The organism is Streptomyces tailanensis (assembly GCF_008386495.1).
Taxonomy (GTDB): Bacteria; Actinomycetota; Actinomycetes; order Streptomycetales; family Streptomycetaceae; genus Streptomyces; species Streptomyces tailanensis.
On record NZ_VTHJ01000013.1, the window covers coordinates 48,507 to 73,410 of the forward strand.

General features: G+C 71.2%; 18 protein-coding genes. 12 read left to right on the top strand and 6 right to left on the bottom strand.

Annotated elements, in window-relative coordinates:
* The first annotated feature begins 75 nt into the window (after positions 1–75).
* The 3 genes from F3T56_RS13040 to F3T56_RS13050 all read left to right on the top strand — a co-directional run bounded on the left by F3T56_RS13040 (position 76) and on the right by F3T56_RS13050 (position 3,686).
* Entirely contained in the window at positions 76–255 is a 180-nt protein-coding gene (locus F3T56_RS13040) for a hypothetical protein (RefSeq protein ID WP_149825274.1), read from the top strand.
* Positions 252–3,359 carry a helix-turn-helix transcriptional regulator gene (locus F3T56_RS13045; protein WP_246203595.1) on the top strand — a complete coding sequence of 1,036 codons (3,108 nt, stop codon included), beginning with the start codon at positions 252–254 and terminating at the stop codon, positions 3,357–3,359. Before F3T56_RS13040 ends, F3T56_RS13045 begins: the two co-directional genes overlap by 4 nt.
* 120 nt (positions 3,360–3,479) lie before the next feature.
* Entirely contained in the window at positions 3,480–3,686 is a 207-nt protein-coding gene (locus F3T56_RS13050; protein WP_149825276.1) for a DUF6191 domain-containing protein, read from the top strand.
* Between the two features lie 13 nt (positions 3,687–3,699).
* On the opposite strand, the gene F3T56_RS13055 is transcribed toward F3T56_RS13050, so the two are convergent.
* Complete coding sequence (locus F3T56_RS13055; protein ID WP_149825277.1) at positions 3,700–4,863, bottom strand: PQQ-dependent sugar dehydrogenase; 1,164 nt, start codon at positions 4,861–4,863, stop codon at positions 3,700–3,702.
* 430 nt (positions 4,864–5,293) lie between these two features.
* On the bottom strand, positions 5,294–6,292 hold the full coding sequence (locus tag F3T56_RS13060; protein WP_149825279.1) for an aldo/keto reductase: 999 nt from the start codon (positions 6,290–6,292) through the stop codon (positions 5,294–5,296).
* Positions 6,293–6,366: 74 nt separating this feature from the next.
* Here F3T56_RS13060 and F3T56_RS13065 point away from each other — a divergent pair, with 74 nt between their 5' ends.
* From F3T56_RS13065 to serA, 6 genes are all read left to right on the top strand, one after another.
* Complete coding sequence (locus tag F3T56_RS13065) at positions 6,367–7,344, top strand: 2-hydroxyacid dehydrogenase (RefSeq protein WP_246203596.1); 978 nt, start codon at positions 6,367–6,369, stop codon at positions 7,342–7,344.
* A gap of 402 nt (positions 7,345–7,746) precedes the next feature.
* On the top strand, positions 7,747–10,815 hold the full coding sequence (locus tag F3T56_RS13070) for a putative bifunctional diguanylate cyclase/phosphodiesterase (protein ID WP_172638921.1): 3,069 nt from the start codon (positions 7,747–7,749) through the stop codon (positions 10,813–10,815).
* 260 nt (positions 10,816–11,075) lie between these two features.
* Positions 11,076–12,923 (top strand): acetolactate synthase large subunit, encoded by a 1,848-nt coding sequence (locus F3T56_RS13075; protein WP_172638922.1) that lies wholly within the window; start codon positions 11,076–11,078, stop codon positions 12,921–12,923.
* 26 nt (positions 12,924–12,949) lie between these two features.
* Entirely contained in the window at positions 12,950–13,477 is a 528-nt protein-coding gene (gene ilvN, locus F3T56_RS13080; RefSeq protein WP_149825285.1) for an acetolactate synthase small subunit, read from the top strand.
* 151 nt (positions 13,478–13,628) lie between these two features.
* Positions 13,629–14,630, top strand: a complete 1,002-nt coding sequence (gene ilvC, locus F3T56_RS13085) for a ketol-acid reductoisomerase (protein WP_149825287.1) — start codon at positions 13,629–13,631, stop codon at positions 14,628–14,630.
* Between the two features lie 415 nt (positions 14,631–15,045).
* Complete coding sequence (gene serA, locus F3T56_RS13090; RefSeq protein WP_149825289.1) at positions 15,046–16,635, top strand: phosphoglycerate dehydrogenase; 1,590 nt, start codon at positions 15,046–15,048, stop codon at positions 16,633–16,635.
* Between the two features lie 381 nt (positions 16,636–17,016).
* Here serA and F3T56_RS13095 read toward each other — a convergent pair whose 3' ends face one another.
* From F3T56_RS13095 to F3T56_RS13110, 4 genes are read right to left on the bottom strand one after another with little or no spacing between them, the layout of a single operon-like run.
* On the bottom strand, positions 17,017–17,697 hold the full coding sequence (locus tag F3T56_RS13095) for an ATP-binding cassette domain-containing protein (RefSeq protein ID WP_149825291.1): 681 nt from the start codon (positions 17,695–17,697) through the stop codon (positions 17,017–17,019).
* Positions 17,694–18,689 carry an ABC transporter ATP-binding protein gene (locus F3T56_RS13100; RefSeq protein WP_149825293.1) on the bottom strand — a complete coding sequence of 332 codons (996 nt, stop codon included), beginning with the start codon at positions 18,687–18,689 and terminating at the stop codon, positions 17,694–17,696. The genes F3T56_RS13095 and F3T56_RS13100 overlap by 4 nt, the downstream gene beginning before the upstream one ends.
* Positions 18,690–18,714: 25 nt before the next feature.
* Positions 18,715–20,511 carry an ABC transporter permease subunit gene (locus F3T56_RS13105; protein ID WP_149825295.1) on the bottom strand — a complete coding sequence of 599 codons (1,797 nt, stop codon included), beginning with the start codon at positions 20,509–20,511 and terminating at the stop codon, positions 18,715–18,717.
* On the bottom strand, positions 20,508–21,995 hold the full coding sequence (locus F3T56_RS13110) for an ABC transporter substrate-binding protein (protein ID WP_149825297.1): 1,488 nt from the start codon (positions 21,993–21,995) through the stop codon (positions 20,508–20,510). Before F3T56_RS13110 ends, F3T56_RS13105 begins: the two co-directional genes overlap by 4 nt.
* A 143-nt stretch (positions 21,996–22,138) precedes the next feature.
* On the opposite strand from F3T56_RS13110, the gene F3T56_RS13115 reads away from it, so the two are divergent.
* From F3T56_RS13115 to F3T56_RS13120, 3 genes are all read left to right on the top strand, one after another.
* A complete protein-coding gene (locus F3T56_RS13115; protein ID WP_246203597.1) occupies positions 22,139–23,236 on the top strand; it encodes a hypothetical protein in 1,098 nt (365 codons plus the stop codon).
* Positions 23,236–23,379 carry a hypothetical protein gene (locus F3T56_RS47730; RefSeq protein ID WP_246203598.1) on the top strand — a complete coding sequence of 48 codons (144 nt, stop codon included), beginning with the start codon at positions 23,236–23,238 and terminating at the stop codon, positions 23,377–23,379. The genes F3T56_RS13115 and F3T56_RS47730 overlap by 1 nt, the downstream gene beginning before the upstream one ends.
* A gap of 105 nt (positions 23,380–23,484) precedes the next feature.
* The gene (locus F3T56_RS13120) at positions 23,485–24,831 is read left to right on the top strand and encodes a cytochrome P450 (RefSeq protein WP_149825299.1); all 1,347 of its coding nucleotides are present in this window, start codon (positions 23,485–23,487) and stop codon (positions 24,829–24,831) included.
* The last annotated feature ends 73 nt before the right edge of the window (positions 24,832–24,904 follow it).

Consider the following 24,904-nt stretch of genomic DNA (forward strand, 5'->3'; position numbering starts at 1 on the left):
CCGCCTTGGAGACGAAGGTCGAGGCATCGGCATCGCAGGAAGCGAGCCGAAGCCGATCCTTCACGGGGGTACGAGATGTTCGAGTACGAACTCCAGCAGATCCGTTCCGCAGAGCTGATCCGCGAGGCGGAGCACTACCGCCAGGCACGGGAGGCGCGCCGCGCCCAGCGCGCCCATCGCGAGGAGAACGACGCGGAGGGGGTGCAGGTGCGTCGCCGACGCGTCCGCCGCTTCCGGTTCCCTCGCGCCGCATGAGCGGCCCGCGGATAATCGGTGCCGGACTGTCGGACCCGCGTGCGATGCTCGGCGTTGTGGAGACCATGTCCGTCAGTCCGGTGTTCGTCGGCCGCGCCGACGAACTGGAGGTGTTGCACGACGCGCTCGCCCGCGCCGCGGGAGCCCCGGGGGAGCCACAGGCGTTGCTCCTCGGCGGTGAGGCCGGGGTCGGGAAGACGCGCCTCGTCGAGGAGTTCGCCGACGTGGCCGTGCGCGCGGGCGCGGTCGTCGCGCTCGGCGGCTGCGTCGAGATCGGCGCCGACGGGCTGCCGTTCGCGCCCTTCTCAACCGCCCTGCGCGCCCTGTACCGCGGGTTCCCCGTCGAGCTGATCGCCGCGGCCGCCGGCCAGGAGGAGGAACTGGCGCGGCTGCTGCCCGAGTTGGGCGAGACCCCACGGGCCCGGCACGACGAGGAGGGCACGGCCCGCCTGTTCGAACTCACCGCCCGCCTCCTGGAGCGCCTCGCCGCCGAGCGCACGATCGTCCTCGTCCTGGAGGACCTGCACTGGGCCGACGCCTCCACCCGCCATCTCCTCGCCTATCTGCTGCGCACCCTGCGCACCGGCCGCCTCGTCGTCCTCGCCACCTACCGCTCCGACGACATCCACCGCCGCCACCCGCTGCGCCCGCTCCTCGCCGAGCTCGACCGCCTCCGCAGGGTCCGCCGTATCGAACTGCGCCGCTTCAACCGCGCCGAGGTCGGCCATCAGCTGGCGGGCATCCTCGCCGCCGAACCCGATCCGAAACAGGCCGACGACATCTTCGAACGTTCCGACGGCAACGCCTTCTTCGTCGAGGAACTCGCCGTCGCCGCCCACGACGGGGGCTGCGCCGCCCTCACCGACTCCCTGCGGGACCTCCTCCTCGTCCGCGTCGAACGGCTCCCCGAGGACGCCCAGCGGGTCGCCCGCATCGTCGCCGAGGGCGGCTCCACCGTGGAGTACGCCCTGCTCGCTGCCGTGGCCCAGCTCCCCGAGGACGACCTCATCGAGGCGCTACGGGCTGCCGTCGGCGCCAACATCCTCCTGGCCGCACCCGGCGGCGACGGTTACCGCTTCCGGCACTCCCTGGTCCGCGAGGCCGTCAGCGACGACCTGCTGCCCGGCGAACGCTCGCGCCTCAACCGCCGCTATGCCGAAGCCCTGGAGGCCGACCCGACGCTCGTCCCGGCCGACGGCCGCGCCACCCGCCTGGCCAGCTACTGGTACCACGCCCACGACGCCGCCAAGGCCCTGCCCGCCGTCCTCGACGCCTCCGTCGAGGCCCGCTCCCGGCACGCCCACGCCGAGCAACTACGGCTCCTGGAACGGGCGATGGAGCTCTGGGAGGCCGCCCCCGACCCCGTACGCGCCGCCCTGCGCCCCATCGACTACACCGAGGTCTACCCACCCTGCGGCTGCGACCCGGCCACCACGCCGCTGCGCTATCTCGACCTGATGGCGGAGGCGGCCGTCGCGGGCCGACTGAGCGGGGAGCGGGAGCGGGCCCTCAGGATCACCCGGCGGGCGCTGGACCTGCTGACAGAGGAGAAGGACCCCCTCCGGGCCGCCTGGTTCTGGGTCCAGCGAGGCGTGTTGGTCCAAGGACTGGCCCGGGGCAATGGCTGGAAGGAACTCAACACCGCTCAGGAACTCGTATGTGGCCTGCCGCCGTCGGAGGTGCACGCCGAGGTCCTCACGATGGCCGCCGCGTGGTCCATGCTGCACGAGCCCGGTCCCGAGGCCCTGTCCGCCGCCCAGCGTGCCGTTGATTACGCGTGCATGGTCGGTGCCGACGAGATCGAGTTGAGCGCGCGGCTCACGCTGGGCGGGCTGATGGTCGACGCGGGGGACGCCGATGGAGGGCTGGCCGAGATGTACGAGGTCAGGGACCGGGTGGTGCAGAAGCCGAGCGCTTTCGCCACAGTCCTGGGCAACGCCCTGGTCAACCTGCCCTCGATCCTGGAAAGCATCGGCCGCTCCCAGGAGGCGGTGGCACGCCTCAAGGAGGGTCTGGAACTCGTCCGGCGGCTGGGACTGCGCGACACCGAGTCCTGGCTGTGGGCGAACCTCGCCGAATGCATGGAGTCCCTCGGGCGCTGGGACGAAGGAGCCGAGGCCTTGCTGAACGCCCAGAGCATCGGTCACAACGCGAAGCCGCGCGGTGTCGGAGCCACCTACGGCGCCCGCATGGCGCTCGCCCGGGGCGAGGTCGCCGAAGCGCATCGCCAACTGGACACCGCTCGCGCCCACTTCGGCACGCACGACCCCATGCCCCAGTACAACCTCCCCCTGTCCTCCCTCACCATCGGCATCGCCGCCGCAGAAGGCCGCCTCCCAGATGCCCGCGCCGAACTGGCTCGCGTCCTCGACACCGGCTTGCCCGTCGGCACCCAGCGCTACGCCTGGCCCCTGCTGCTCACCGCCGCCATCGCAGAGGCCGACCTGCGAGGGCTGCCGGCCGCCGGGCAGGGCCGTGCCGAGGTCCTCGACCGGATCTTCGCCGTGGTCAAGAAGCTCACCACCGGCGCACCGATCTGGCTCGCCCACGAACTCTGGGTACGCGCCGAACTCCAGCGAGCCGAGGGCGTCGTGTCCCCCGACTCCTGGTCCGAGGTCGTCACCGCCTTCGAGCCCCTGGAACGGCCGTACGACCTCGCCCGCGTCCGGCACCGCCTCGCCGAGGCGCTGCTGGCAGACGGCAGCGACGACGAGGCCCGCGACCGCGCGACGGAGCTGCTACGACTGTCCGCCGCCGTTGCCGACCACCTCGGCGCCCGCCCGCTCGCCGAGGACGTCGCCCTCCTCGCCCGCCGCGCCCGCCTCACCCTCGGCCGTGCCCCCGAGGCCGCCCTCACCCCCGCCGACCCCGTCGCGGCGCTCGGCCTCACCGGCCGTGAACACGACGTCCTCCGCCTGGTCGCCGCCGGCCGCACCAACCGCCAGATAGCCGAGGAACTCTTCATCTCCCCGAAGACGGCCAGCGTCCACGTCTCCAACATCCTGGCCAAGCTCGGCGTCTCCGGGCGGGGAGAGGCGGCGGCGGTCGCACATCGGCTGGGGTTGTTCCCTACGGGGGTCGGGGAGCGACTGGCAGCGGGATGACGCAGCCGGGCACGAATCACACGAGAGACGCGTTGTACCAGATCGAGTTCGGGGCTCCACCGATCGCTGATCGACGACTCACAGCCGCCCGCCCCGACGCGGGCCCAAGGGGGGAGCACTGTGTTCAACGCTTTCGAGGAACTGTTCGCGCCGGGCCGTAAGCACACCCGTGATGAGCAGAACCGGCTGGAGCTGACCAGGGAGGACGTGGGGGACAACGATCCCGGGCGTGGACCGATAGATCTCGCGTCCGGGAAAGTCGTCGTGCGGCCGCCCAATGCGGGGGAGGGGGCAGAGGAGACAGAGGCCGAGGGCTCCGAGGAGTGAGGCGCCGGCCCTTTTACGTCACCTCCAGTTCCAGGATCTTGTCGTCGCCGTTCTCGGGGGAGCCCCGGCCGTCCGTTTCGCTCGTGACCAGCCAGAGCTTGTTGCCACCGGCGGAGACGACCGTGCGGAGGCGGCCGTAATCGCCTTCGAGGAAGGCCTGGGGGTCGGCGGAGGCCTTGGTGCCGTCGAGGGGGATGCGCCAGAGGCGTTCACCCTTGAGGCCCGCCATCCAGACGGAACCCTCCGCCATGGCGATACCGCTGGGGGAGGCTTCGTCCGTCCCCCATACGGCCACCGGGTCGATGAAGCCGGACTCGCCGCCCTTGCCCTCCACCTCCGGCCAGCCGTAGTTGCCGCCGGGCTGGATCTGGTTCAGCTCGTCCCAGGTGTTCTGGCCGAACTCCGAGGCCCACAGGCGCTGCTTGCCGTCCCAGGCCAGGCCCTGGACGTTGCGGTGGCCGTAGGAGTACACGGGGGAGTTGTCGAAGGGGTTGCCCGGGGCGGGCTCGCCGTCCGGGGTTATGCGCAGGATCTTGCCGCCGAGGGACTTCTTGTCCTGGGCCAGCGGGCCCTCGTACCGCTCGCCGGTGCTCGCGTACAACATCTGGTCGGGGCCGAAGGCGATACGGCCGCCGTTGTGATTCGTGCCCTTGGGGATGCCGCGGAGGATCGTGTCCGGGGCGCCCAGTTGCTCGCCCTCGGGCTTCTCGGGGTCGTAGAGCATCCGCACGATGCGGTTGTCGGACTCCGAGGTGAAGTAGGCGTAGAGCATGTGGTCGGAGGCGTAGTCCGGGGAGACGGCGAGGCCCATGAGGCCGCCCTCGCCGGCCGGGGCGACGCCGGGGACCTCGCCGAGCTCCGTCTTCTCGCCGGTCTCCGGGGCGATTCTGCTGATCGTGGCCTCGTCGCGGGAGGAGACGAGGAGGCCGCCCTCGGGGAGGGGGGCGAGGCCCCAGGGGGTGTTCAGGTCCTCGGTGACGGTGCGGACCACCTTCACCGAGCCCTTTGCCGGGGGTACCTCGGCCGCCGCCTGCTCCGAGGGGGACGCCGGTGTGCTGCTGCTCGGCGGTGAGCTTCCGGGTGTGTCCGGTTGCTTTCCGCCGTCGTCGGAACAGCCGGTCGTCACCATGAGCACGGCTGCGGCCAACACGGCCGTCACCACTCGACGTTGCACCATCACGATCCCTTCGACGCGGGGCTTCTACTGTTCATACACCGCGAGTGCCCCACAGGTTCCATTGTTCTCGCCCCCGCCGTTCCTACCCGTCCCTCCCTCACTCTCGGCTCCGCTCGAGCGGGGGGACCCCCATCCAGGGGCGGCTGCCCCTTCGACCCCTTCGACCCCGCTTCGCCTGAGAGCTCGGAGGGTGCGTGTTTTATGGCGGGTGTGGGTGGTGGGGGCTTGTCGCGCAGTTCCCCGCACCCCTTCAGGGGCGCGGGGAACTGCGCGAGCAACCGACGACGACCCGCACGGACAAACGCACCTCAGGCACCCCCTCACCCCCCGGCGGGGGCCTGGGGGCGGCAGCCCCCCCCAGGAGCGCGGTCGAAGGGGCGCAGCCCCTGGGGATGGAAATGAGTAGGGGCGGCGGGGGCGCTTCCCGTCCTCAGTCCCAGGAACCCCGGGCCGGAGGCAGCGCCCCCACCTCCGCCAAGTCCTCGGCGGTCAGGCGCAGCGCGGCGCCACCGGCGTTCTCCGCCGCCCAGCGCTCGTGCTTCGTACCGGGGACCGGGACCACATGGGGACCCTGGGAGAGGAGCCAGGCGAGGGCGATCTGGGCCGGGGTCACAGCCTCCCCGTGCCGGGCCGCGACGCGGCGGAGGCCGGCGACGATGGGCTGGTTGGCGGCCATCATCTCGGCGGTGAAGCGGGGGTGGCGGGCGCGGATGTCGTCCGGTTCGAAGCCCTCGCCGGGGGTGAGGGTGCCGGTGAGGAACCCGTTGCCGAGGGGCATGGCGGCGAGGAAGCCGATGCCGCGGGCCGCGCACCAGGGGAGGAGCGAGGCGAGGGCCTCGCGCGACCAGACCGACAGCTCCGCCTGTACCGCGCTCACGGGGAACACCTGCTGAACCCGCCGGAGACAGCGGAGCGTCGCGTCGTACATGCCCGCCCCCGGCCTGCGGCCCGCCCGCGCCCCCACCGCGCACAGGCCCAACGACCGTACCTTTCCGGCCTGTACGAGCTCCGCCATCGCGCCCCACGTCTCCTCGACGGGGACCTCGGGGTCCACGCGGTGCAGCTGGTAGAGGTCGATGACGTCGGTCTGCAGACGCCGCAGCGAGGCGTCGCACGCGCGCTTCACATAGCCGGGGCGGCCATTGGCCACGATGTGCTGCTCGCCCACCAGGAGGCCCACCTTCGTGGAGACGAAGGCCTCCCGGCGACGCTCCTTCAGCACCCGGCCCACCAGCAGTTCGTTGGTGAAGGGGCCGTACATGTCGGCCGTGTCCAGCAGCGTGGTGCCGAGGTCGAGCGCCCGGTGCACCGCCCGCACCGACTCGTCGCCCCGCTGCCGTGACCCGGTGTACGCCCAGTTCATCGGCATGCATCCGAGTCCGACGGCCCCCACTTCGAGCGTCGCCGCGCCGATCGTCCTGCGCTCCACCTGGTCGTGACCCTCCCTCTCCTGGCCCCCAACCTAACCTCTGCCGTCCCGGCCACCTGACATAGCCTCCGCACATGACTGCTGACGTGACCGCCGATGTGTGGCTCCCCATCCCGCCGGACGAGATCGACGGGCTCCCCGAAGGGCCCAACTACCTGTTCTGGGACGGGGGTGAGGAGGGAGACCAGGCGTATCCGGGCGATCCGGCGGACTGCGTCATGTACGTCGTGCCGTACATGAAGCGCCTGGCGGTGCGGGTCGGACCGCTGGAGCACATGCGGAACCTGAGGGTCGTTCAGACGCTGACGGCGGGCGTCGACGACGTCATGGGCCGGCTGTCGGCGGTCGGCCCCGGCGTCCAGTTGTGCAACGCACGCGGAGTGCACGAAGCGAGCACGGCCGAACTCGCGCTGACCCTCACCCTCGCCTCCCTGCGCGGCATCCCCGGTTTCGTACGGGCGCAGCAACAGGGGCACTGGGAGGGCGAGTTCCGCCCCGCGCTCGCCGACAGGACGGTCCTGATCGTCGGCTACGGCGCGATCGGCGCCGCCATCGAGGACCGGCTCATTCCCTTCGAGGTGGCGCGGGTGGCGCGCGTCGCGCGCTCCGAGCGCACCACGGCGCGCGGCCCGGTGCACCCGCTCACCGACCTGCCCTCCCTGCTGCCGGAGGCAGACGTCGTGATCCTCTCCACTCCCCTCACCAAACAGACGAAAGGCCTGGTCAACGCCGATTTCCTGGCCCGGATGAAGGACGGCGCCCTGCTGGTGAACGTTGCCCGCGGAGCCGTCGTCGACACCAAGGCGCTGCTCGCGGAGCTGGAGAACGGGCGCATCACGGCGGCCCTCGACGTCACCGACCCCGAGCCGTTGCCGCCGGGGCACCCGCTGTGGCACGCCCCCGGGGTGCTGATCAGCCCTCACGTCGGCGGCCCCAGTTCGGCCTTCCTGCCGCGCGCCAAAAGGCTGTTGGCGGACCAGTTGGGTCGTTTCGTGAACCACGAGCCGCTGCGCAACGTGGTCTTTACGACGGAAGCGTCGGCACACCTGTAATCCACTTCGGGCACCCTCCGCATTCCGACGGAAGCGGTACGTGCTCGTATTGCCGCAGATGGTCACGGAGCGTAGAGGGGCTATGTCCCTGAGTGACGAGACTGGTGTATCGTCCCCGACAGGGGCTGCGCCGTGCACCGTTCGGCGGCCGGGGACGGACTTGAGACTGCGAGGGGGGCGACGGGCGATGCACGGCCTATGGACGAACGATCCGACGCGGCGGAGCCGACGGCTGCGGCCCTGGCGAACTGTGACGCGCAGAGACCCGCACGGGAGTCACGGCGTCCACAGTGGTCACGGTGGTCACGGTCATCACCGCAGGCACAGCAGCCGCCGGAAACACATCCATCCGACGCACCGGGACCAGCGGGGCACGGGAACGGCGCTCACCTGGGAGTCCCGGTGAGCCCCCGCCCGTCCGCCCCCACGCTGAGCCCCGCGCCCAGGGTGACCGAGCCGCTGCCGGGCGCGTCGCTGCCCGGCGGGCCGCCGTCCGACCGCGGTGGAGCGGGCCTGCGGATGCAGCTCGTGCTGGCCCTGGTGTGCGCGGCCTACGCCTTCGGTGCCGCGCTCGGCTGGGGCAATGAGCAAGTCGCCCTTGTTATGGGCGACTTCGGGCTCGCCGCCGCCGCGGCCGCAGCCGCCGTCTCCTGCTTCTGCTACGCGCGCAGCCGCCGCAGCCGCTTTCGACCCGCCTGGCTGCTGTTCGCGCTGTCATCCCTGATGGCGGCGCTCGGCAACGGCGTCTGGGGCTGGTACGAGGTCGTCCTGCAGCGCGACGTACCCGATCCGAGCTACGCCGACCTGTTCTTCCTCTGCTTCGCGCCCCCCGCCATCGTCGGGCTGCTGGTGCTGGCCAAGAGGCCCGTCACCAAGGCCGGCTGGGTCTGCCTGGCGCTGGACTCGTGGCTCATCGGTGGCTCCCTGGTCACCCTCTCCTGGAGCCTCGCGCTGGCCCAGACCGCCCGGCTCGACGGCTCGAACACCGCGCACACCGCGCTCTCACTGGCCTACCCGCTGCTTGACATCGCTCTGGTCAGCATGGTGTTGGCGCTGCACTTCCGCCGTACGTCGATGCACCGCTCCGCGGTGAACACCGTGATCGGCGCCCTCGCGCTCACCGTGATGTGCGACGCCCTGTTCACCTCGCCCCTGCTGCACAACAGCTACCGATCCGGCCAGCTCCTCGACGCAGGCTGGTTCGCGGGCTCCCTGCTCCTCGCCTACGCCCCCTGGGCCGGCCGGCGGCACGGCAGCCGGCCCGAGGACGACACCCACGCGCGCGTGGTGCACGAGCACAACCCGGGGCAGCGCCCCGACGGCTCACAGGGAGGGCACGTCCATGTGCTCCTCCAGGGAGGAGGTCACAGTCGGTATCCGGCCACCCGCCCCATCGCCGGTTCCCTGGCCGCACTCACTCCGTACCTGGCCGCCGCCGTCTGCACCCTGGGCATCCTCTACAACGTCCTCAGCGGCCGCAGCATCGACCGCGTGGTGCTCATCACCGCCTGCACGGTCGTGCTCGCCCTCGTCGCGCGCCAGGGCATCATCCTCCTCGACAACATCACCCTCACCCAGGAACTGGCCCAGAAGGAGAACCACTTCCGCTCCCTGGTGCAGGGCTCCAGCGACGTCATCATGATCGCCGCGCCCAACGGCATCCTCCGCTACGTCAGCCCGGCCGCCGCCGGGGTCTACGGACGCCCGGCGGAGGAGCTCATGGGCAAGGAGCTGGCCTCGATCATCCACCCCGAGGACCTCGGCTGCGTGGTGCACGAGGTGCGCCGCTTCCTCGCCGCCAGCCCCGCCGAGGAGCCCACCACCCGCATCGAGTGCCGCTTCAAGTCCGGCGACGGCGGCTGGCTGAACGTGGAGTCCACGGTCAACAGGCACCACGGCGGCCTCATCTTCAACAGCCGGGACGTGACCGAAAGGGTGCGCCTGCAGGCCCAGCTCCAGCACAACGCCGAGCACGACCCGCTCACCGACCTGCCCAACCGCGCCCTGTTCACCAAGCGCGTCCAACAGGCGCTCTCCGGCCGCCGCGCCTCCGACCGCGGCATCGCCCTGCGCAACACGGCGGTCCTCTTCATCGACCTCGACGGCTTCAAGGCCGTCAACGACACCATCGGGCACCAGGCCGGGGACGAACTGCTCGTCCAGGCCGCCCGCAGACTCCACGAAGCCGTCCGGCAGGGGGACACCGCCGCCCGCCTCGGCGGCGACGAGTTCGCGGCCCTCATCGTCGGCGACGGCTCCCGCGACCGGGCAGCCCGCGAACAGCACATCTTCGAGCTCGCCGACCGCCTCCGGATCACCCTCTCGCAGCCCTACAACATCGACGGAAACGACGTCCGGGTGGCCGCCTCCATCGGCGTCGCCTTCGCCGAGCCGGGCCTCGGCGCGGGCGAGCTGCTGCGCAACGCCGATCTCGCCATGTACCGCGCCAAGGCGTCCGGCAAGGGCCGCGTCGAGCTGTACAAGCCACAGATGCAGCAGGATGTCGTACGCAAGGCCGAGCTGGCCACCCGGCTGCGGGCCGCGCTGCACGACGGTGAGTTCCTGCTGCTGAACCAGCCCGTGGTCGAGCTGGAGACCGGCCGGATCTCGTCGGTCGCGACCGCGGCCCGCTGGCGCTCCTCCCAGGGGGTGCTGTTCACGCCCGCCGAGTTCCTGCGGGTCTCCGAGGACAGCGACAAGACCGCCGAGCTGGGCCGCTGGATGCTGGAGCAGGCCGTCGAGCAGGCCGCAGACCGCCTCACGGTCGGCCTGGGCGTACCGGTGTCCGTCCGGATGAGCGCCCGGCGCCTGCTGGACCGCTCACTGCCCCCGGGTTCCCTGGAGGCCCTCCTGACGCGCCACGGGCTGCCCTCCGGCTCCCTCGTCATCGAACTGTCCGACACCGAGCTGAAGGGCTCCCTGGACGATCTGGAGCGCCGGCTGAACCACCTCCGGCGCCTCGGCGTCCGGGTTGCCCTGGACGGCTTCGGCAGCGGCCACGCGGCGATCACGGCGCTGCGCCGCCTCCCCGTCGACGTACTCAAACTGGACCGGGGTCTCGTCGAAGGGGTCGTGGAGTCCACGCGGCTGCACAAGATCACCAGTGGGCTGCTGCGCATCGCCAACGACCTCGGTCTGGAGTCCGTCGCCGACGGCGTGGATCTGCCCGAGCAGGTCATCGCCCTGCGCGCGATGGGCTGCACCCACGGCCAGGGCGCGGCCTTCTCCGGACCGCAGGACGAGTACCGGCTGCGCCGGGCCCTGTCCGCGGGGTACTACCCGGTGCCCGTCGCGCCGGCGGAACCCGCGTTCGCGGGCGGCGGGAGAGAACCGGAGGGGCACCGACTATTGCTTCCGGGAGGTGAGCGAGCAATCGGGGGCGCAGGGGTGTACACAAGTGGTGTAACCGCTGTCTACGGAGGCGGAAGTGCCCTTCGCTCACATAATGAGACTCCTGTCCCACCCACTTGACATGCGGTGCGCGCCGGGGGGAGGGTCAGTGCCATGCGCACCCGAATTCTCGTACTTGGAAAGCGCGTCGGCTGAAGCTGGGACCCACCGGACGATGTTCCGTCAATCCCCAGCGACCGTACCCGGCGCGCTCCCCTCGCTTGCCTCGTGGCAAGGAGGGGTTTTTTGTTGCACGGGCACCAGTCAGACGCGAGCCGCACGCCGCCTGAACGCCGTAGAAACCCTCGCAAAACACCCTCAGCATCGAGAAGAGAATGCCGATGACCGAGCAGGCCACCGGGGCCCACCATCCGCAGCCGCGGCCCCGATCCGGAGGACAGTCCACCCCCGTCGAGCACGTCACGGGTGCGCAGTCCCTCATCCGCTCGCTTGAGGAGGTCGGGGCCGAGACGGTATTCGGCATCCCCGGCGGTACGATCCTCCCGGCCTACGACCCGATGATGGACTCCACCAAGGTGCGCCACGTCCTGGTCCGGCACGAGCAGGGCGCCGGCCACGCGGCCACCGGCTATGCGCAGGCCACCGGCAGGGTCGGCGTCTGCATGGCGACCTCGGGACCCGGCGCCACCAACCTGGTCACACCGATCGCGGACGCGCACATGGACTCTGTGCCGCTGGTCGCGATCACCGGCCAGGTGGTGTCCAAGGCCATCGGCACGGACGCCTTCCAGGAGGCGGACATCGTCGGCATCACGATGCCGATCACCAAGCACAGCTTCCTCGTCACCAAGCCCGAGGACATCCCGCGCGCCATCGCCCAGGCGTTCCACATCGCCTCCACCGGTCGCCCCGGCCCGGTCCTGGTCGACATCCCCAAGGACATCCTGCAGGCACAGACGACCTTCAGCTGGCCGCCCGTCATGGACCTGCCCGGCTACCGCCCGGTGACCAAGCCGCACGCCAAGCAGATCCGCGAGGCCGCCAAGCTGATCAGCGCCGCCAAGCGGCCCATCCTGTACGTCGGCGGCGGCGTCCTGAAGGCCAAGGCCACCGCCGAGCTGAAGGTGCTCGCCGAGCTGACCGGGGCGCCCGTCACCACCACCCTGATGGCGCTCGGCGCGTTCCCCGACAGCCACCCGCAGCACCTGGGCATGCCCGGTATGCACGGCTCCGTGGCCGCCGTCACCGGACTGCAGAAGGCCGACCTGATCGTCGCCCTCGGCGCCCGCTTCGACGACCGCGTCACCGGCAAGCTGGACAGCTTCGCCCCGCACGCCAAAATCGTCCACGCGGACATCGACCCGGCGGAGATCGGCAAGAACCGCGCCGCCGACGTGCCGATCGTCGGTGACGCCCGCGAGGTCATCGCCGACCTGATCCAGGCCGTGCAGAAGGAGCACAGCGAGGGCAACCCGGGCGACTGCACCGCCTGGTGGAAGGACCTCGACCGCTGGCGCGAGACGTACCCGCTCGGCTACGACCAGCCCGCCGACGGCTCGCTCTCCCCGCAAGCCGTCATCGAGCGCATCGGACAGCTCGCCCCCGAGGGCACGATCTTCACCGCGGGCGTCGGCCAGCACCAGATGTGGGCCGCCCACTTCATCCAGTACGACAGGCCCGCCACCTGGCTGAACTCCGGCGGAGCCGGAACGATGGGATACGCGGTCCCGGCCGCGATGGGCGCCAAGGCCGGCGCCCCGGACAAGACCGTCTGGGCGATCGACGGCGACGGCTGTTTCCAGATGACCAACCAGGAGCTCACCACCTGCGCCCTGAACAACATCCCGATCAAGGTCGCCGTCATCAACAACGGCGCCCTCGGGATGGTCCGCCAGTGGCAGACCCTGTTCTACAACCAGCGCTACTCCAACACGGTGCTGCACTCCGGACCCGACGACGTCAACCCGGAGGCCAGGGGCACCCGCGTCCCCGACTTCGTGAAGCTGTCGGAGGCCATGGGCTGCTACGCGATCCGCTGTGAGCGCCCGGAGGACCTCGACAAGGCCATCGAAGAGGCGAACTCGATCAACGACCGCCCGGTCGTCATCGACTTCATCGTCCACGAGGACGCGATGGTGTGGCCGATGGTCGCCGCCGGCACCTCCAACGACGAGATCATGGCCGCTCGGGACGTCCGCCCCGACTTCGGCGACAACGAAGACGACTGAGAGCACCAGGAAGAGGTACGACCCCCATGTCCAAGCACACGCTCTCGGTGCTCGTCGAGAACACGCCCGGCATCCTCGCCCGGATCGCCGCCCTGTTCTCCCGCCGCGGCTTCAACATCGACTCGCTCGCGGTCGGCGTCACCGAGCACCCCGAGATCTCCCGCATCACCATCGTGGTCAACGTGATCGAGGAGCTCCCCCTGGAGCAGGTGACGAAGCAGCTCAACAAGCTCGTCAACGTCCTGAAGATCGTCGAACTGGAGCCGTCCTCCGCCGTCCAGCGCGAACTCGTTCTGGTGAAGGTGCGCGCCGACAACGAGACGCGCTCCCAGATCGTCGAGATCGTCCAGCTGTTCCGCGCCAAGACGGTCGACGTCTCCCCGGAGGCCGTCACCGTCGAGGCCACCGGATCCAGTGACAAGCTGTCCGCCATGCTGAAGATGCTGGAGCCGTTCGGCATCAAGGAACTGGTCCAGTCCGGCACGATCGCGATCGGCCGCGGCTCCCGTTCGATCACGGACCGGTCGCTGCGCGCCCTGGACCGGTCGGCGTAAGGGCACATTCGGGCGGCCGGGGGAATTTCCGGCCGCCCGTGACCCGCCCGTATCGCCCGTGACCCGCCCGTATACCGAGACCGCGAGACTTCCTTTCCCCCCACCGTCATACGGTGGGACGCAACACCTGCACTCAAGGAGAGAACCCAAAGTGGCCGAGCTGTTCTACGACGCTGACGCCGACCTGTCCATCATCCAGGGCCGCAAGGTCGCGGTCATCGGCTACGGCAGCCAGGGCCACGCCCACGCCCTGTCGCTGCGCGACTCGGGCGCCGATGTCCGCGTCGGTCTGCACGAGGGCTCCAAGTCCAAGGCCAAGGCCGAGGAGCAGGGCCTGCGCGTGGTGACCCCGGCGGAGGCCGCCGCCGAGGCCGACGTCATCATGATCCTCGTCCCGGACCCGATCCAGGCCCAGGTCTACGAGGAGCACATCGCCCCGAACCTGAAGGACGGCGACGCGCTGTTCTTCGGCCACGGCCTGAACATCCGCTACGGCTTCATCAAGCCCCCGGCCGGCGTCGACGTCTGCATGGTCGCCCCCAAGGGCCCTGGCCACCTGGTCCGCCGCCAGTACGAGGAGGGCCGCGGCGTTCCCTGCATCGCCGCCGTCGAGCAGGACGCCACGGGCAACGCGTTCGCGCTGGCCCTGTCGTACGCCAAGGGCATCGGCGGCACCCGCGCCGGCGTCATCAAGACGACGTTCACCGAGGAGACCGAGACCGACCTGTTCGGTGAGCAGGCGGTTCTCTGCGGTGGTACGGCCGCGCTGGTCAAGGCGGGCTTCGAGACGCTGACCGAGGCCGGCTACCAGCCGGAGATCGCGTACTTCGAGTGCCTGCACGAGCTGAAGCTGATCGTCGACCTCATGTACGAGGGTGGCCTGGAGAAGATGCGCTGGTCGATCTCCGAGACCGCCGAGTGGGGCGACTACGTCACCGGCCCGCGGATCATCACGGACGCCACCAAGGCCGAGATGAAGAAGGTCCTCGCCGAGATCCAGGACGGCACCTTCGCCCAGCAGTGGATGGACGAGTACCACAGCGGCCTGAAGAAGTACAACGAGTACAAGACCCAGGACTCCGAGCACCTGCTGGAGACCACGGGCAAGGAGCTGCGCAAGCTCATGAGCTGGGTCAACGACGAAGAGGCGTGATCTGAGAGGCCGGCCATGGCGGGGTTCACCCGGAGCCATGGCCGGCCTTGTTTTCCCCTTCGGGTGATCCTTCCGTAGCGGCGTGAGGCGACGCCCTCGGCGCCACTACACTGCCGTACTACATACGCGTCAGGCCCACAGCGTCGTGCGTCTTCCACGCGGCCCAGCGACACCGAAGATTTGCGGGTACGCCCCCGCGCCGCCCGGCACGCACTCTCGCCACACCGGCCAAAGGCCCAAGTAGCTCCGCTACGAGAGCCTTCGTCCGGCACACCGAGAGCACGCACCGGCTGAGACATCAGCCGCTGCCGCGGCGGGCGCGGGAACGCACCCGCAAATCTCCGGCGCCGCTCCCCCTCCACCGCCTGCGGCCGTCGGGACGGCCGTCCGCAGCATTGGACTTGTGAGGACTCACGTGAGCTCGAAACCAGTCGTACTGATCGCTGAAGAGCTGTCGCCCGCCACCGTGGACGCGCTCGGGCCGGACTTCGAGATCCGGCAGTGCAACGGAGCGGACCGAGCCGAACTGCTCCCGGCCATCGCCGACGTCGACGCGATCCTGATCCGCTCGGCCACCAAGGTCGACGCCGAGGCGGTCGCCGCCGCGAAGAAGCTGAAGGTCGTCGCACGTGCCGGCGTCGGCCTGGACAACGTGGACGTCTCCGCCGCCACCAAGGCCGGCGTGATGGTCGTCAACGCCCCCACCTCGAACATCGTGACCGCCGCCGAGCTGGCCTGCGGTCTCATCCTCGCCACCGCGCGCCACATCCCGCAGGCGAACACCGCGCTGAAGAACGGCGAGTGGAAGCGCAGCAAGTACACGGGCGTGGAGCTGGCCGAGAAGACCCTCGGCGTCGTGGGCCTCGGCCGCATCGGTGCCCTGGTGGCCCAGCGCATGTCCGCCTTCGGGATGAAGGTCGTCGCCTACGACCCCTACGTGCAGCCCGCGCGGGCCGCCCAGATGGGCGTCAAGGTGCTGTCGCTGGACGAGCTGCTCGAGGTCTCCGACTTCATCACCGTCCACCTGCCGAAGACCCCCGAGACCGTCGGCCTCATCGGCGCCGAGGCGCTGCACAAGGTCAAGCCGTCGGTGCGCATCGTCAACGCCGCGCGGGGTGGCATCGTCGACGAGGCCGCGCTGTACTCGGCGCTCAAGGAGGGCCGCGTCGCGGGCGCGGGCCTCGACGTGTACGCCAAGGAGCCGTGCACCGACTCGCCGCTGTTCGAGCTGGACCAGGTGGTGTGCACGCCGCACCTCGGCGCGTCCACCGACGAGGCCCAGGAGAAGGCCGGTATCGCGGTGGCGCGGTCCGTGCGTCTCGCCCTCGCCGGTGAGCTGGTGCCGGACGCGGTGAACGTCCAGGGCGGTGTCATCGCCGAGGACGTCAAGCCGGGTCTGCCGCTCGCCGAGCGTCTCGGCCGGATCTTCACCGCGCTGGCCGGTGAGGTCGCGGTGCGGCTCGATGTCGAGGTGTACGGCGAGATCACCCAGCACGATGTGAAGGTGCTGGAGCTGTCCGCGCTCAAGGGTGTCTTCGAGGACGTCGTCGACGAGACGGTCTCGTACGTCAACGCTCCGCTGTTCGCGCAGGAGCGGGGCGTCGAGGTTCGTCTGACCACGTCGTCCGAGTCGCCCGACCACCGCAATGTCGTCACCGTGCGGGGCACGCTCGGCAGTGGTGAGGAGGTGTCGGTGTCCGGCACGCTGGCCGGGCCCAAGCACCACCAGAAGATCGTCGCGGTCGGGGACTACGACGTCGACCTCGCGCTCGCCGATCACATGGTTGTGTTCCGGTACGTGGACCGGCCGGGTGTCGTCGGTACGGTGGGGCGGATCTTCGGTGAGGCCGGGATCAACATCGCCGGGATGCAGGTCGCTCGGTCTGCGGCGGGGGGTGAGGCGCTTGCCGTGCTCACCGTGGACGACACGGTTTCGCAGGGGGTGCTCTCGGAGGTGGCTGCGGAGATCGGGGCTACTTCGGCGCGGTCGGTGAACCTGGTCTGAGGGTTCGGCCGTACGGCTGTGGGGTCCGACTGCCCTGTGGGTGGTCGGGCCCTTTTGCGCCCCCGCCGCCCCTACCCGTCCCTCCCCCACTCTCGGCTTCGCTCGAGCGGTGGGACCCCCATCCAGGGGCTGCGCCCCTTCGACCCCCGCCGGAGAGCTCGGGAGGTTGCGGATGTCGGGCGTCTGCGGGTTTGGTGTGGTTGCTCGCGCAGTTCCCCGCGCCCCTAAAGACAACGGCCCTGCGGGCCGTTGAAAAAGCCGGGCGCAGCCCACTTTTTCAGGGGCGCGGGGAACTGCGCGAACAACCACACCCACCCGCACCCGCCAAACAACCCCACCCCCGAGCTCGAAGGCGGGTCCAGGGGCGCAGCCCCCGGGGGTTTACGCCGTCACTAGTCTTCCCGCGCGCATCTCGATCGCGCGGTCCGCGAAGTGGCGTACAACTGCTCGGTCGTGACAGATGAACAGGTACGCCAGGCCGAGTTCGTCCTGGAGGTCGGTCAGTAGGTTCAGGACGCCGGCGCGGATGGACGGGTCCAGCGCGGAGACCGGTTCGTCGAGGACCAGGAGGCGGGGCTCGGAGGCCAGCGCGCGGGCGATACCGGCGCGTTGGCACTGGCCGCCGGACAGTTCGTGCGGGAAGCGGTCGCCGTAGGCGGGGTCCAGGCCGACCCGGTCGAGGAGTTCGGCGACCCGGGCCGGGCCGTCCGCGGGGTTCCAGCGGCCCTGGACCTTCAGCGGTTCCGCCACCGCGTCCCGGATGCGGTGGCGAGGACTGAGCGAGCCGTAGGGGTCCTGGAAGACCGGCTGCATCCGGGGGCGCAGGGGGCGCAGTTCGCGCTCGGCGAGGGTCGTCAACTCCCGGCCCTCGAAACGGACTTCGCCTCCTTCCGGGCGGCGCAGCTGGAGCACCGCGGCGACCGTGGAGGACTTGCCGCAGCCGGAGGGGCCGTTCAGGGCGAGGGTCTCGCCCGCGTCCACGGTGAAGGAGACATGGTCTACGGCTGTCACCGTGCCGTATCGGACCACCAGGTCACGCACGTCGAGCAGGGCGTCACTCATACGGGCTGCTCCAGGAACAACTCGGTCGCCGGGTACGGCACTTCGTCCCAGCGGTGGCAGGAGACGTCGTGGCCGGCGTCGGCCGTCCACGAACCCGGTTCCTCCTGGTGGCAGTGGTCCTCGGCCAGGGGGCAGCGGGGTGCGAAGGCGCAGCCCGGCGGGAGGGCGTCGGGCGTGGGCGGGGAGCCGGGGATGGACGGCAGTCGACGGCGGCGAGCACCTGGCTCGCTCTCGGGGGCGTCCGGCGGCAGGGACGCCAGCAGGCCCGCGGTGTATGGCGCCCGGGGGCGGGCCAGGACCCGTTCCGTCGGGCCCTGTTCGACCTGGCGGCCGGCGTACATGACCAGGACGCGGTCGGCGTGTTCCCGGACCACCCCGAGGTCGTGGGTGACCAGGACGAGCGCGGCGCCGACCGCCTCGCGCTGCTCGCCGAGGACCCGCAGGACCTGTTCCTGGAGTTCCGCGTCGAGGGCGGTCGTGGGTTCGTCGGCGACGACCACGTCGGGTTCGTTGATCGTGGCCATGGCGATCACGGCCCGCTGGCGCATACCGCCGGAGTACTCGTGCGGATACGCCCGCGCCTTGCGTACGGCGTCGGGGATACCCACCCGGTCGAGCGCGGAGACCGCCCGGGCGCGTGCCTCCTTGCGGGAGACGCCCGCCACCGACCGTACGGCCGCGGCGAGTTGATCGCCGACGGGGTGTACGGGGGAGAGGGCGGACAGGGCGTCCTGGGGGACGAGGGCGATACGGCGGCCTCGCTGGGCGGCGATGTCCGTCTCGCCCCGCAGCCGTACCGTTCCGCTCGTCGTGGCACCCTTGGGCAGCATCCCGAGCAGGGCCCGTGTCGTGAGGGACTTGCCCGCGCCGGACTCGCCGACGACGGCCAGTACTTCGCGCTCGCGGACGTCGAACGACAGACCGCGTACGGCCGCCACCCCGTCGAACGCGATCCGCAGGTCGCGCACCGACAGCAGCACGTCAGACGTCACGTCAGATGTCACGTCAGGCGTCACGTCAGACGTCGGCTCGGACTGCGACTTCAACGGAAGCCTCCTCCTTCGTGATACGTGCTCGGCCGGCCTCTCCCGTACGGCGACCACCCGTGCGGCCCTGCGCGTACGCCGCGCCCGACACCGCCAGTCCCGCCAGCAGCGCCAGGGCGACCGCCGGGGCCAGGGCCGCCCACGGGGCGCGCTCGACGTAGGCGCGGGACTCGTCGAGGAGCAGGCCCCACTCGGGGGCGGGGGGTTGCGCGCCCAGGCCGAGGAAGCCGAGCGCGGCCAGCGCCAGGGCGATGCCCGGGAGGCGGAGGATCGCGTGGCGGGTGACCGGGGCGGCGACGGAGGGCAGGACGTGGCGGGTGAGGATCCACAACGGGCTCGCGCCGATGGCCCGTTGGGCGGTCAAGAACATGGACGCGCGGACCTCCTGGACCAGGGCGGCCGCGTGCGCGGACAGGGCCGGCCAGGAGATCAGCGCCACGGCGAGGGCCGCGCCGCCGGTGCCGGGGCCGGCCGCCGCGGCGACGAGGATGCCGACGATCACCGGGGGCAGCGCGTTGGCGATGTCCGCCGCGCCCGCGGCCACGCCCGGCAGGAAGCCGAGGGCCAGGGAGAGAAGGAGGCTGAAGGCGCAGACCGCCGCCGCCGTGCCCACCGTGGAGGCCGCGCCGTGGCCGAGGCGGGCCAGTACGTCACGGCCGAGTCCGTCCGTGCCGAGCGGGTGCGCCCAGGAGGGCGGGAGAAGGCGGGCGGTCGTGTCCACCGTGTACGGGTCGCGCAGCAGGCCCCAGCCGATGGTGACCATGAGGACGACCGCCAGGATCAGCGGTACCGCCGGGTGGGCGCGGACCGGGTGGGCCGCCGGGAGAGTCAGGCCCGCGTCGCGCAGGGCCGGGCCGAGGAGCCGGCGCCGGCCGAGTGCGGCGAGGGCGCCCGCGACCAGGCCGAGGGCGAGGAGGGCGAGGACCGAGCCCTGGAGGAGGGGGAGGTCCTGGGACTTGGCCGCGCCCAGTGCCGTACGTCCGATGCCGGGGACCGCGAACACCGTCTCCACGGCGACCGCGCCGCCGGTCAGGCCCACGGCGGCCATGCCGAACTGGGGGACCAGCGGCGGCAGTACGCGACGCAAGGCGGCCGCCGAGACGCGTGCCCGGCTCACTCCGGCGCCGCGCCACAGCTCCACCCAGCGTTCGTCCAGCACGGCGGGCAGCGCGTCCGCGACCAGACGGCCGAGGAGACCGCCGGCCGGGACGCCGAGCGCGATCGCGGGCAGGACCATGTACTCCGGGCCCGCCCAGCCGGACGTCGGCAGCCAGCCCAGCCAGACCCCGCACACCAGCAACGCCACCGTGGCCAGCAGGAACTCGGGCACGGCGGCCAGCATCGCGGCGAACGCGCCGGTCGACCCCCGGCCCCGTACGAGAACCGGGGCGACCAGCGCGCAGGCCAGCAGCACGGCCACGGCGAAGGCGGCGCCCATCAGGCCGAGGGAGACCTGGACGCCGGAGACCACGGAGGGGAGGACGTCCGTGCCCGAGACCCAGGACGTGCCCAGGTCGCCCCGGAGGAGCCCGGAGGCCCAATCCCCCAGCAGGGAAAGGGGACCGGCGTCCAGGCCCAGGTCCTCGCGGATCGCGGCGAGCGCCTCGGGCGTCGCCTCCTGCTCGGCGGAGCGGGCGCGCAGCACGGTCAGCGCGGGGTCGCGGCCGGAGAGCCAGGGGAGGAGGCCGACGGTGGCGAGGACGGCGATCAGACAGACGAAGCGGGTCAGCCCGGCCTGGCTGACCGACTTCCTTACGACAGGCTTCACTTGACGTACGTGTCGGCCGTGACCAGCTCGCGCTCGCGCGGGTCGTGGGCCGCGTCCACGACCCCGGCCGCGTCGCCCTGGATGACGCGCTCGTGCAGCATCGGCACGGCCGCGTCGGTGCCGAGCACGGCGGCCTCGGCCTCGATGACGGCCTTGCGGCGGGCGTCACCGGTGGTGGTGTCGGAGGCCTTCGTCAGGGCCGCGTCGACCGTCTTGTCGGCGAGCTGGGAGATGTTGAAGGAGCCGTCGGAGCCGAAGTCGCTGTAGAGGTACGCGGCCGGGTCGCCGGAGTCGAGGACGGTCGCCCGGGAGAGGATGAACGCGTCGAACTCGCCCGCCAGCGCGTCGGATTCGATGTTGGCGTACTCGCGCACGTCGAGCTTCACCTTGAACCCGGCCTTCTGCAGCTGCTGCTGGAGCGTGGCCGCGACTTCGGGCAGCTCGGCACGGTCGGTGAAGGTGCCGATGGTGATGGTCTGGCCGGAAGGCTTGCCCGCCTCGGCGTGCTTCACAGAGGAGCGCAGCTCGGCGGCCCAGGGGAGTGCCGGGCCGAGCAGACCCTCGGCCACATCCGCGCGTCCCTCGTACACGCCCTCGACGATCGACTTCGCGTCGAGGGCCTCGCGGGCGGCGGCGCGCAGCGAGGCGTCCTTGAAGACGCCCTTCTCGGTGTTCAGGTAGAGGGTGTTGGTGCGCGGCATCGGGACCTCGGTGATCAGGTCCTGGTCGAGCACGGCGGCCTGCGACACCGGGATCGCCTCGACGATGTCGGCCTCGCCGCTGCGCAGGGCGGCCGCGCGGGCGGTGCCGTCCGGCACGAACTTCACGTCGATGCCGGGGGCCTTGGCCTTGCCGCCCCAGTAGTCGTCGTAGCGGTCGAGGGAGGCGGAGGAGGTGCCGTTGACCTTGGTCAGTTCGAAGGGGCCGGTGCCCGCGCCGAGGGGGTTGACCGTCTTCCCCTTGTACGCCTTCGCCGCGAGGATCGACAGCTGCGGCGAGCTGAGGCGCTGCGGGACCAGCGGGTCCTCGGTGCCGGTCGTGACGGTGACGGTGTTGCCGTCGGCCTTCGCGGTCAGCTCCACGCCGTCGAGGATGCGGGGCTTGGGCGAGGCGGTGGCGGCCACGGTGAGGGAGTTGACGACGGCCTCACCGGTGAGCTTCGTGCCGTCGTGGAAGGTGACGCCGTCCCGGATCGTGAACGTCCAGCTCTTGCCGGACTGCTCCCACTCGGTGGCCAGCGCGGGCTGCGCGTCGCCCTCCGCGTTCAGCTTCACCAGGGTTTCGGCGGTCGACCAGCGGGACAGCTTGAACGCGTCGTCGGTCAGCGGCGACAGCCCTGAGCGGGGCGGCTGCATGTGCGCGACACGGATGCGCTTGCCCTCGCTGCCTGCCCCCTCGGTTCCCGCCGACGAGAAACAGCCCGTGAGCAGGGCGGAGGCCGCGGTGGCCGCGGTCAGGGGGACAAGACGGGCGGGGACGCGCACGGGACACTCCGGGTAAAGGCGTGGTCAAAGGTTGAACGCGCACCGACCGTAGCATGATGACAATCGTTTTCAGAAGTGCGGATTTGCGCCACGGCGTCCAAACGTGGAACTTCTCACTCCCGCCCGGCGTCGGGAAGATCGTGATGGAGATCGACGGCACGCCACTCGACGAACTCGCCTGCTCCTGGGGCGAGATGCAGGACTGTTACCTGTATCCGTCCAGCGACGAGTACAACGGGCCGGTCCTCGACTGCGCCGCCCGCCTCGTCGCCGACCCCGGAGGTGAGACCGCGTATGTGTGGACGCTCGGGCTGGTGATCACGGCCCCCTACCTCGCGGGGCTGCCGAGCGGAGAGGCGACGGAGGTGTTCGAGGGCGGGGAGGTCCGGCAGACGGCCGAAGCCGCGCTGAGGGCCGCCGATGGCCATCTGCGCGAGCGGCCGTGCGACCACGACACGCACCCGTACCGCACCCATGAAGAGGGGAGCGACGAGGACCTTCCCGGGCTGCTGCCCATGCTCGCCGACGAGAGCGCCGAGTGGTACGAGGACCGTCCCCGGGAGGAGTGGCTCTGCCCGCGCAATGTCGCCGGGTTCGCACGGATCGCCCTGGACATCATCGAGCCGGGCCAAGTCGCGGACGTCCCGCCCCGGTTGCCGATGGAGGACCGCGAGGACATCGACACGCTGGAAGCGCTGCTGGAGCTCTACCCCAAGGCGGGGACGGACGCCGAGAGCACGATCGCCTCGCAGGGCTGGAACCTCTCCCTCGCGGAGCCCGCCGACCGTCCCGGACGCCTCCAGGCCGTACGGGGGGTGAGCTGGCACGCGGTCTCCGGCCTGATCCGGGACAAGTCCGTCCTCGACGACCTGATCGACAGCGTCGAGAAGGTCCTGCCCGACTTCGCCGACGCGACCTGCGACCACGACGCGCACCCGCGCCTGTCCGGCAGCGGCACGTCCGCCACCCTGCTCGGCATCACCCTGAGCAGCCCCGGCGGACGGGCCGTCTACGCACGGGACCGCCACTCCTATTTCTACGGAGACGTCCCGCTGGACCAGGTGGTGTGTCCGGTGTTCATGGCGGAGGTGGGGCGGGAGACGCTGGCCGAGTTGCGCGAGGGGCGCGACCGGCTCTTCGGGCCCCGCGAAACCTCGCATCTCGACGCCGAGTACCTGCGGGTGGATGGACGGCTGGAGATCGAGAAGATCGTGGGGCGGCCCGACGGCGGGGAGCGGTGATGGCGCGCAAGGAGTTCCCGCCCGCCGGAGACGTCCGCAGCGTGGAGTCGTGGACTTGCCCTCGGTTCGCCGCGGAGATCGCCGAGAAGAGCGTCGAACGGCTGGAGGGTCTGTACGAGGAGGACGCCGAGGGTGAGTGGTAACGGCCGTACCGGGGCAGGTTGTCACCGGGTGTGGCAGCTCCCGTACAGTCCGTGGTGGCGGTGCCCCGTAACGGACCAGCCCAGCGGTCGACCAGGAGAAGAAGCATGGACACCCAAGCCGGCAGCCACGGCTCCCTTCCGCACGTTCCCGGCACCGGGCGGCCGGTTCCCGAAGCCGAGCCCGGGCTCGTGAAGGGGTGGCATGCCGAGGGAGGCGAGCTGATCGACCTGCTGTCCCTGGTGCGCGAACAGTGCGGCGGTGTCGCCGCGTTCCGCCTCGGACCGGCTCCCACTGTGCTGGTCACCGACCCGGACGCGGTCCAGCACGTACTCGCCCGGCAGCCGGACCGGTACGTCAAACGCTCGCACCGGGCCCGGTTGCTGGTCGGCGACGGCGTCCTCTCCGCCACCGGCGCGGCGTGGAAGCGGCAACGCCGCCTGCTGCAGGCCCAGTTCACCGGTACCGGCATGCGCCGCTACGAACAGCGGGTCGTCGAGGCCGCCCGGACCACCGCCCGGCGCTGGGACGCGTACGCCCGTACCGGTCAGACCTTCGACGTCGGGCGGGAGATGCACCGCTTCGCCCTGGACGCCATCTGGCGCTCCCTCACCGGACACCCCCTCGATGACGACACCGAGCGCGAACTGGGCGCCGTGCAAACCGTGGGGGCGGCCCTGCCGGCCCTGCCCGCCGATGTCACCGAGGCCCGGGGCGCCGTCGCCGCCGATCTCGCCCGGATCGACGCGGTCGCCCGGCACGCCATCGAGGCCGCCCGCGCCGGGGAGATCGGCCCCGACGGCCCCGGGCTGCTGCACGTTCTGACCGACGCCGCCGCCGAACGCCCCGAGTACACCGGCCAGTTGATCCGCGACGAACTGGTCACGCTGCTCGCCGCCGGACACGAGACCACCGCCACCACCCTGACCTGGCTCTACCTGCTCCTCGACCGCTACCCTGCCGCCCGCGAACAGGCCCTCGCCGCCGGGGAAGAAGGCTCGGCGGAACGCCGCCAGGCAGTCCAGGCCCTGGTCCACGAGACGCTCCGGCTCCACCCGACGGTGTGGGTCCTGCCCCGCCACGCCGCCGAGGACGACACCCTCGCCGGTTACGCCGTCGAAGCGGGCACCGACCTCCTGGTCTGCCCGTACCTCACGCACCGCGATCCCGAACTGTGGCCGGAACCGGAGCACTTCGACCCCCGGCGCTTCCTCACCCCGGGCGGCTGCCCCGCCCACCTGGGCGCCTACTTCCCCTTCGGCATCGGCCCCCGCGCCTGCCTGGGCCTGCAATTCGCACTCCGCGAATCGACCATCCTGCTCGAACACCTGCTCCCGGCCCACACCCTGGCCTTCCACTCCCTCCCAACAAAAGCGGAGTACGGCATCACGGTCCGCCCTGCCGGTCCCACCCCCGCGACCTGCAGCCGGCCCGCACAGCCCGCACCGATGTAGGTTCTTGAAGTCGCGCGGAACGCTGATGTGCCGGGTGCTGCCGCCAACGCTTCCCTCTGCGCGGGTGCGGATT

Excerpts from the sequence above, each read along its gene's own strand:
- F3T56_RS13095 (WP_149825291.1), bottom strand. The coding sequence starts at position 17,697 with ATGAGTGACGCCCTGCTCGACGTGCGTGACCTGGTGGTCCGATACGGC.
- ilvN (WP_149825285.1), top strand. The coding sequence starts at position 12,950 with ATGTCCAAGCACACGCTCTCGGTGCTCGTCGAGAACACGCCCGGCATC.
- F3T56_RS13120 (WP_149825299.1), top strand. The coding sequence starts at position 23,485 with ATGGACACCCAAGCCGGCAGCCACGGCTCCCTTCCGCACGTTCCCGGC.
- F3T56_RS13065 (WP_246203596.1), top strand. The coding sequence starts at position 6,367 with ATGACTGCTGACGTGACCGCCGATGTGTGGCTCCCCATCCCGCCGGAC.
- F3T56_RS13115 (WP_246203597.1), top strand. The coding sequence starts at position 22,139 with ATGGAGATCGACGGCACGCCACTCGACGAACTCGCCTGCTCCTGGGGC.
- F3T56_RS13055 (WP_149825277.1), bottom strand. The coding sequence starts at position 4,863 with ATGGTGCAACGTCGAGTGGTGACGGCCGTGTTGGCCGCAGCCGTGCTC.
- F3T56_RS13045 (WP_246203595.1), top strand. The coding sequence starts at position 252 with ATGAGCGGCCCGCGGATAATCGGTGCCGGACTGTCGGACCCGCGTGCG.
- F3T56_RS13040 (WP_149825274.1), top strand. The coding sequence starts at position 76 with ATGTTCGAGTACGAACTCCAGCAGATCCGTTCCGCAGAGCTGATCCGC.
- F3T56_RS13075 (WP_172638922.1), top strand. The coding sequence starts at position 11,076 with ATGACCGAGCAGGCCACCGGGGCCCACCATCCGCAGCCGCGGCCCCGA.
- F3T56_RS47730 (WP_246203598.1), top strand. The coding sequence starts at position 23,236 with ATGGCGCGCAAGGAGTTCCCGCCCGCCGGAGACGTCCGCAGCGTGGAG.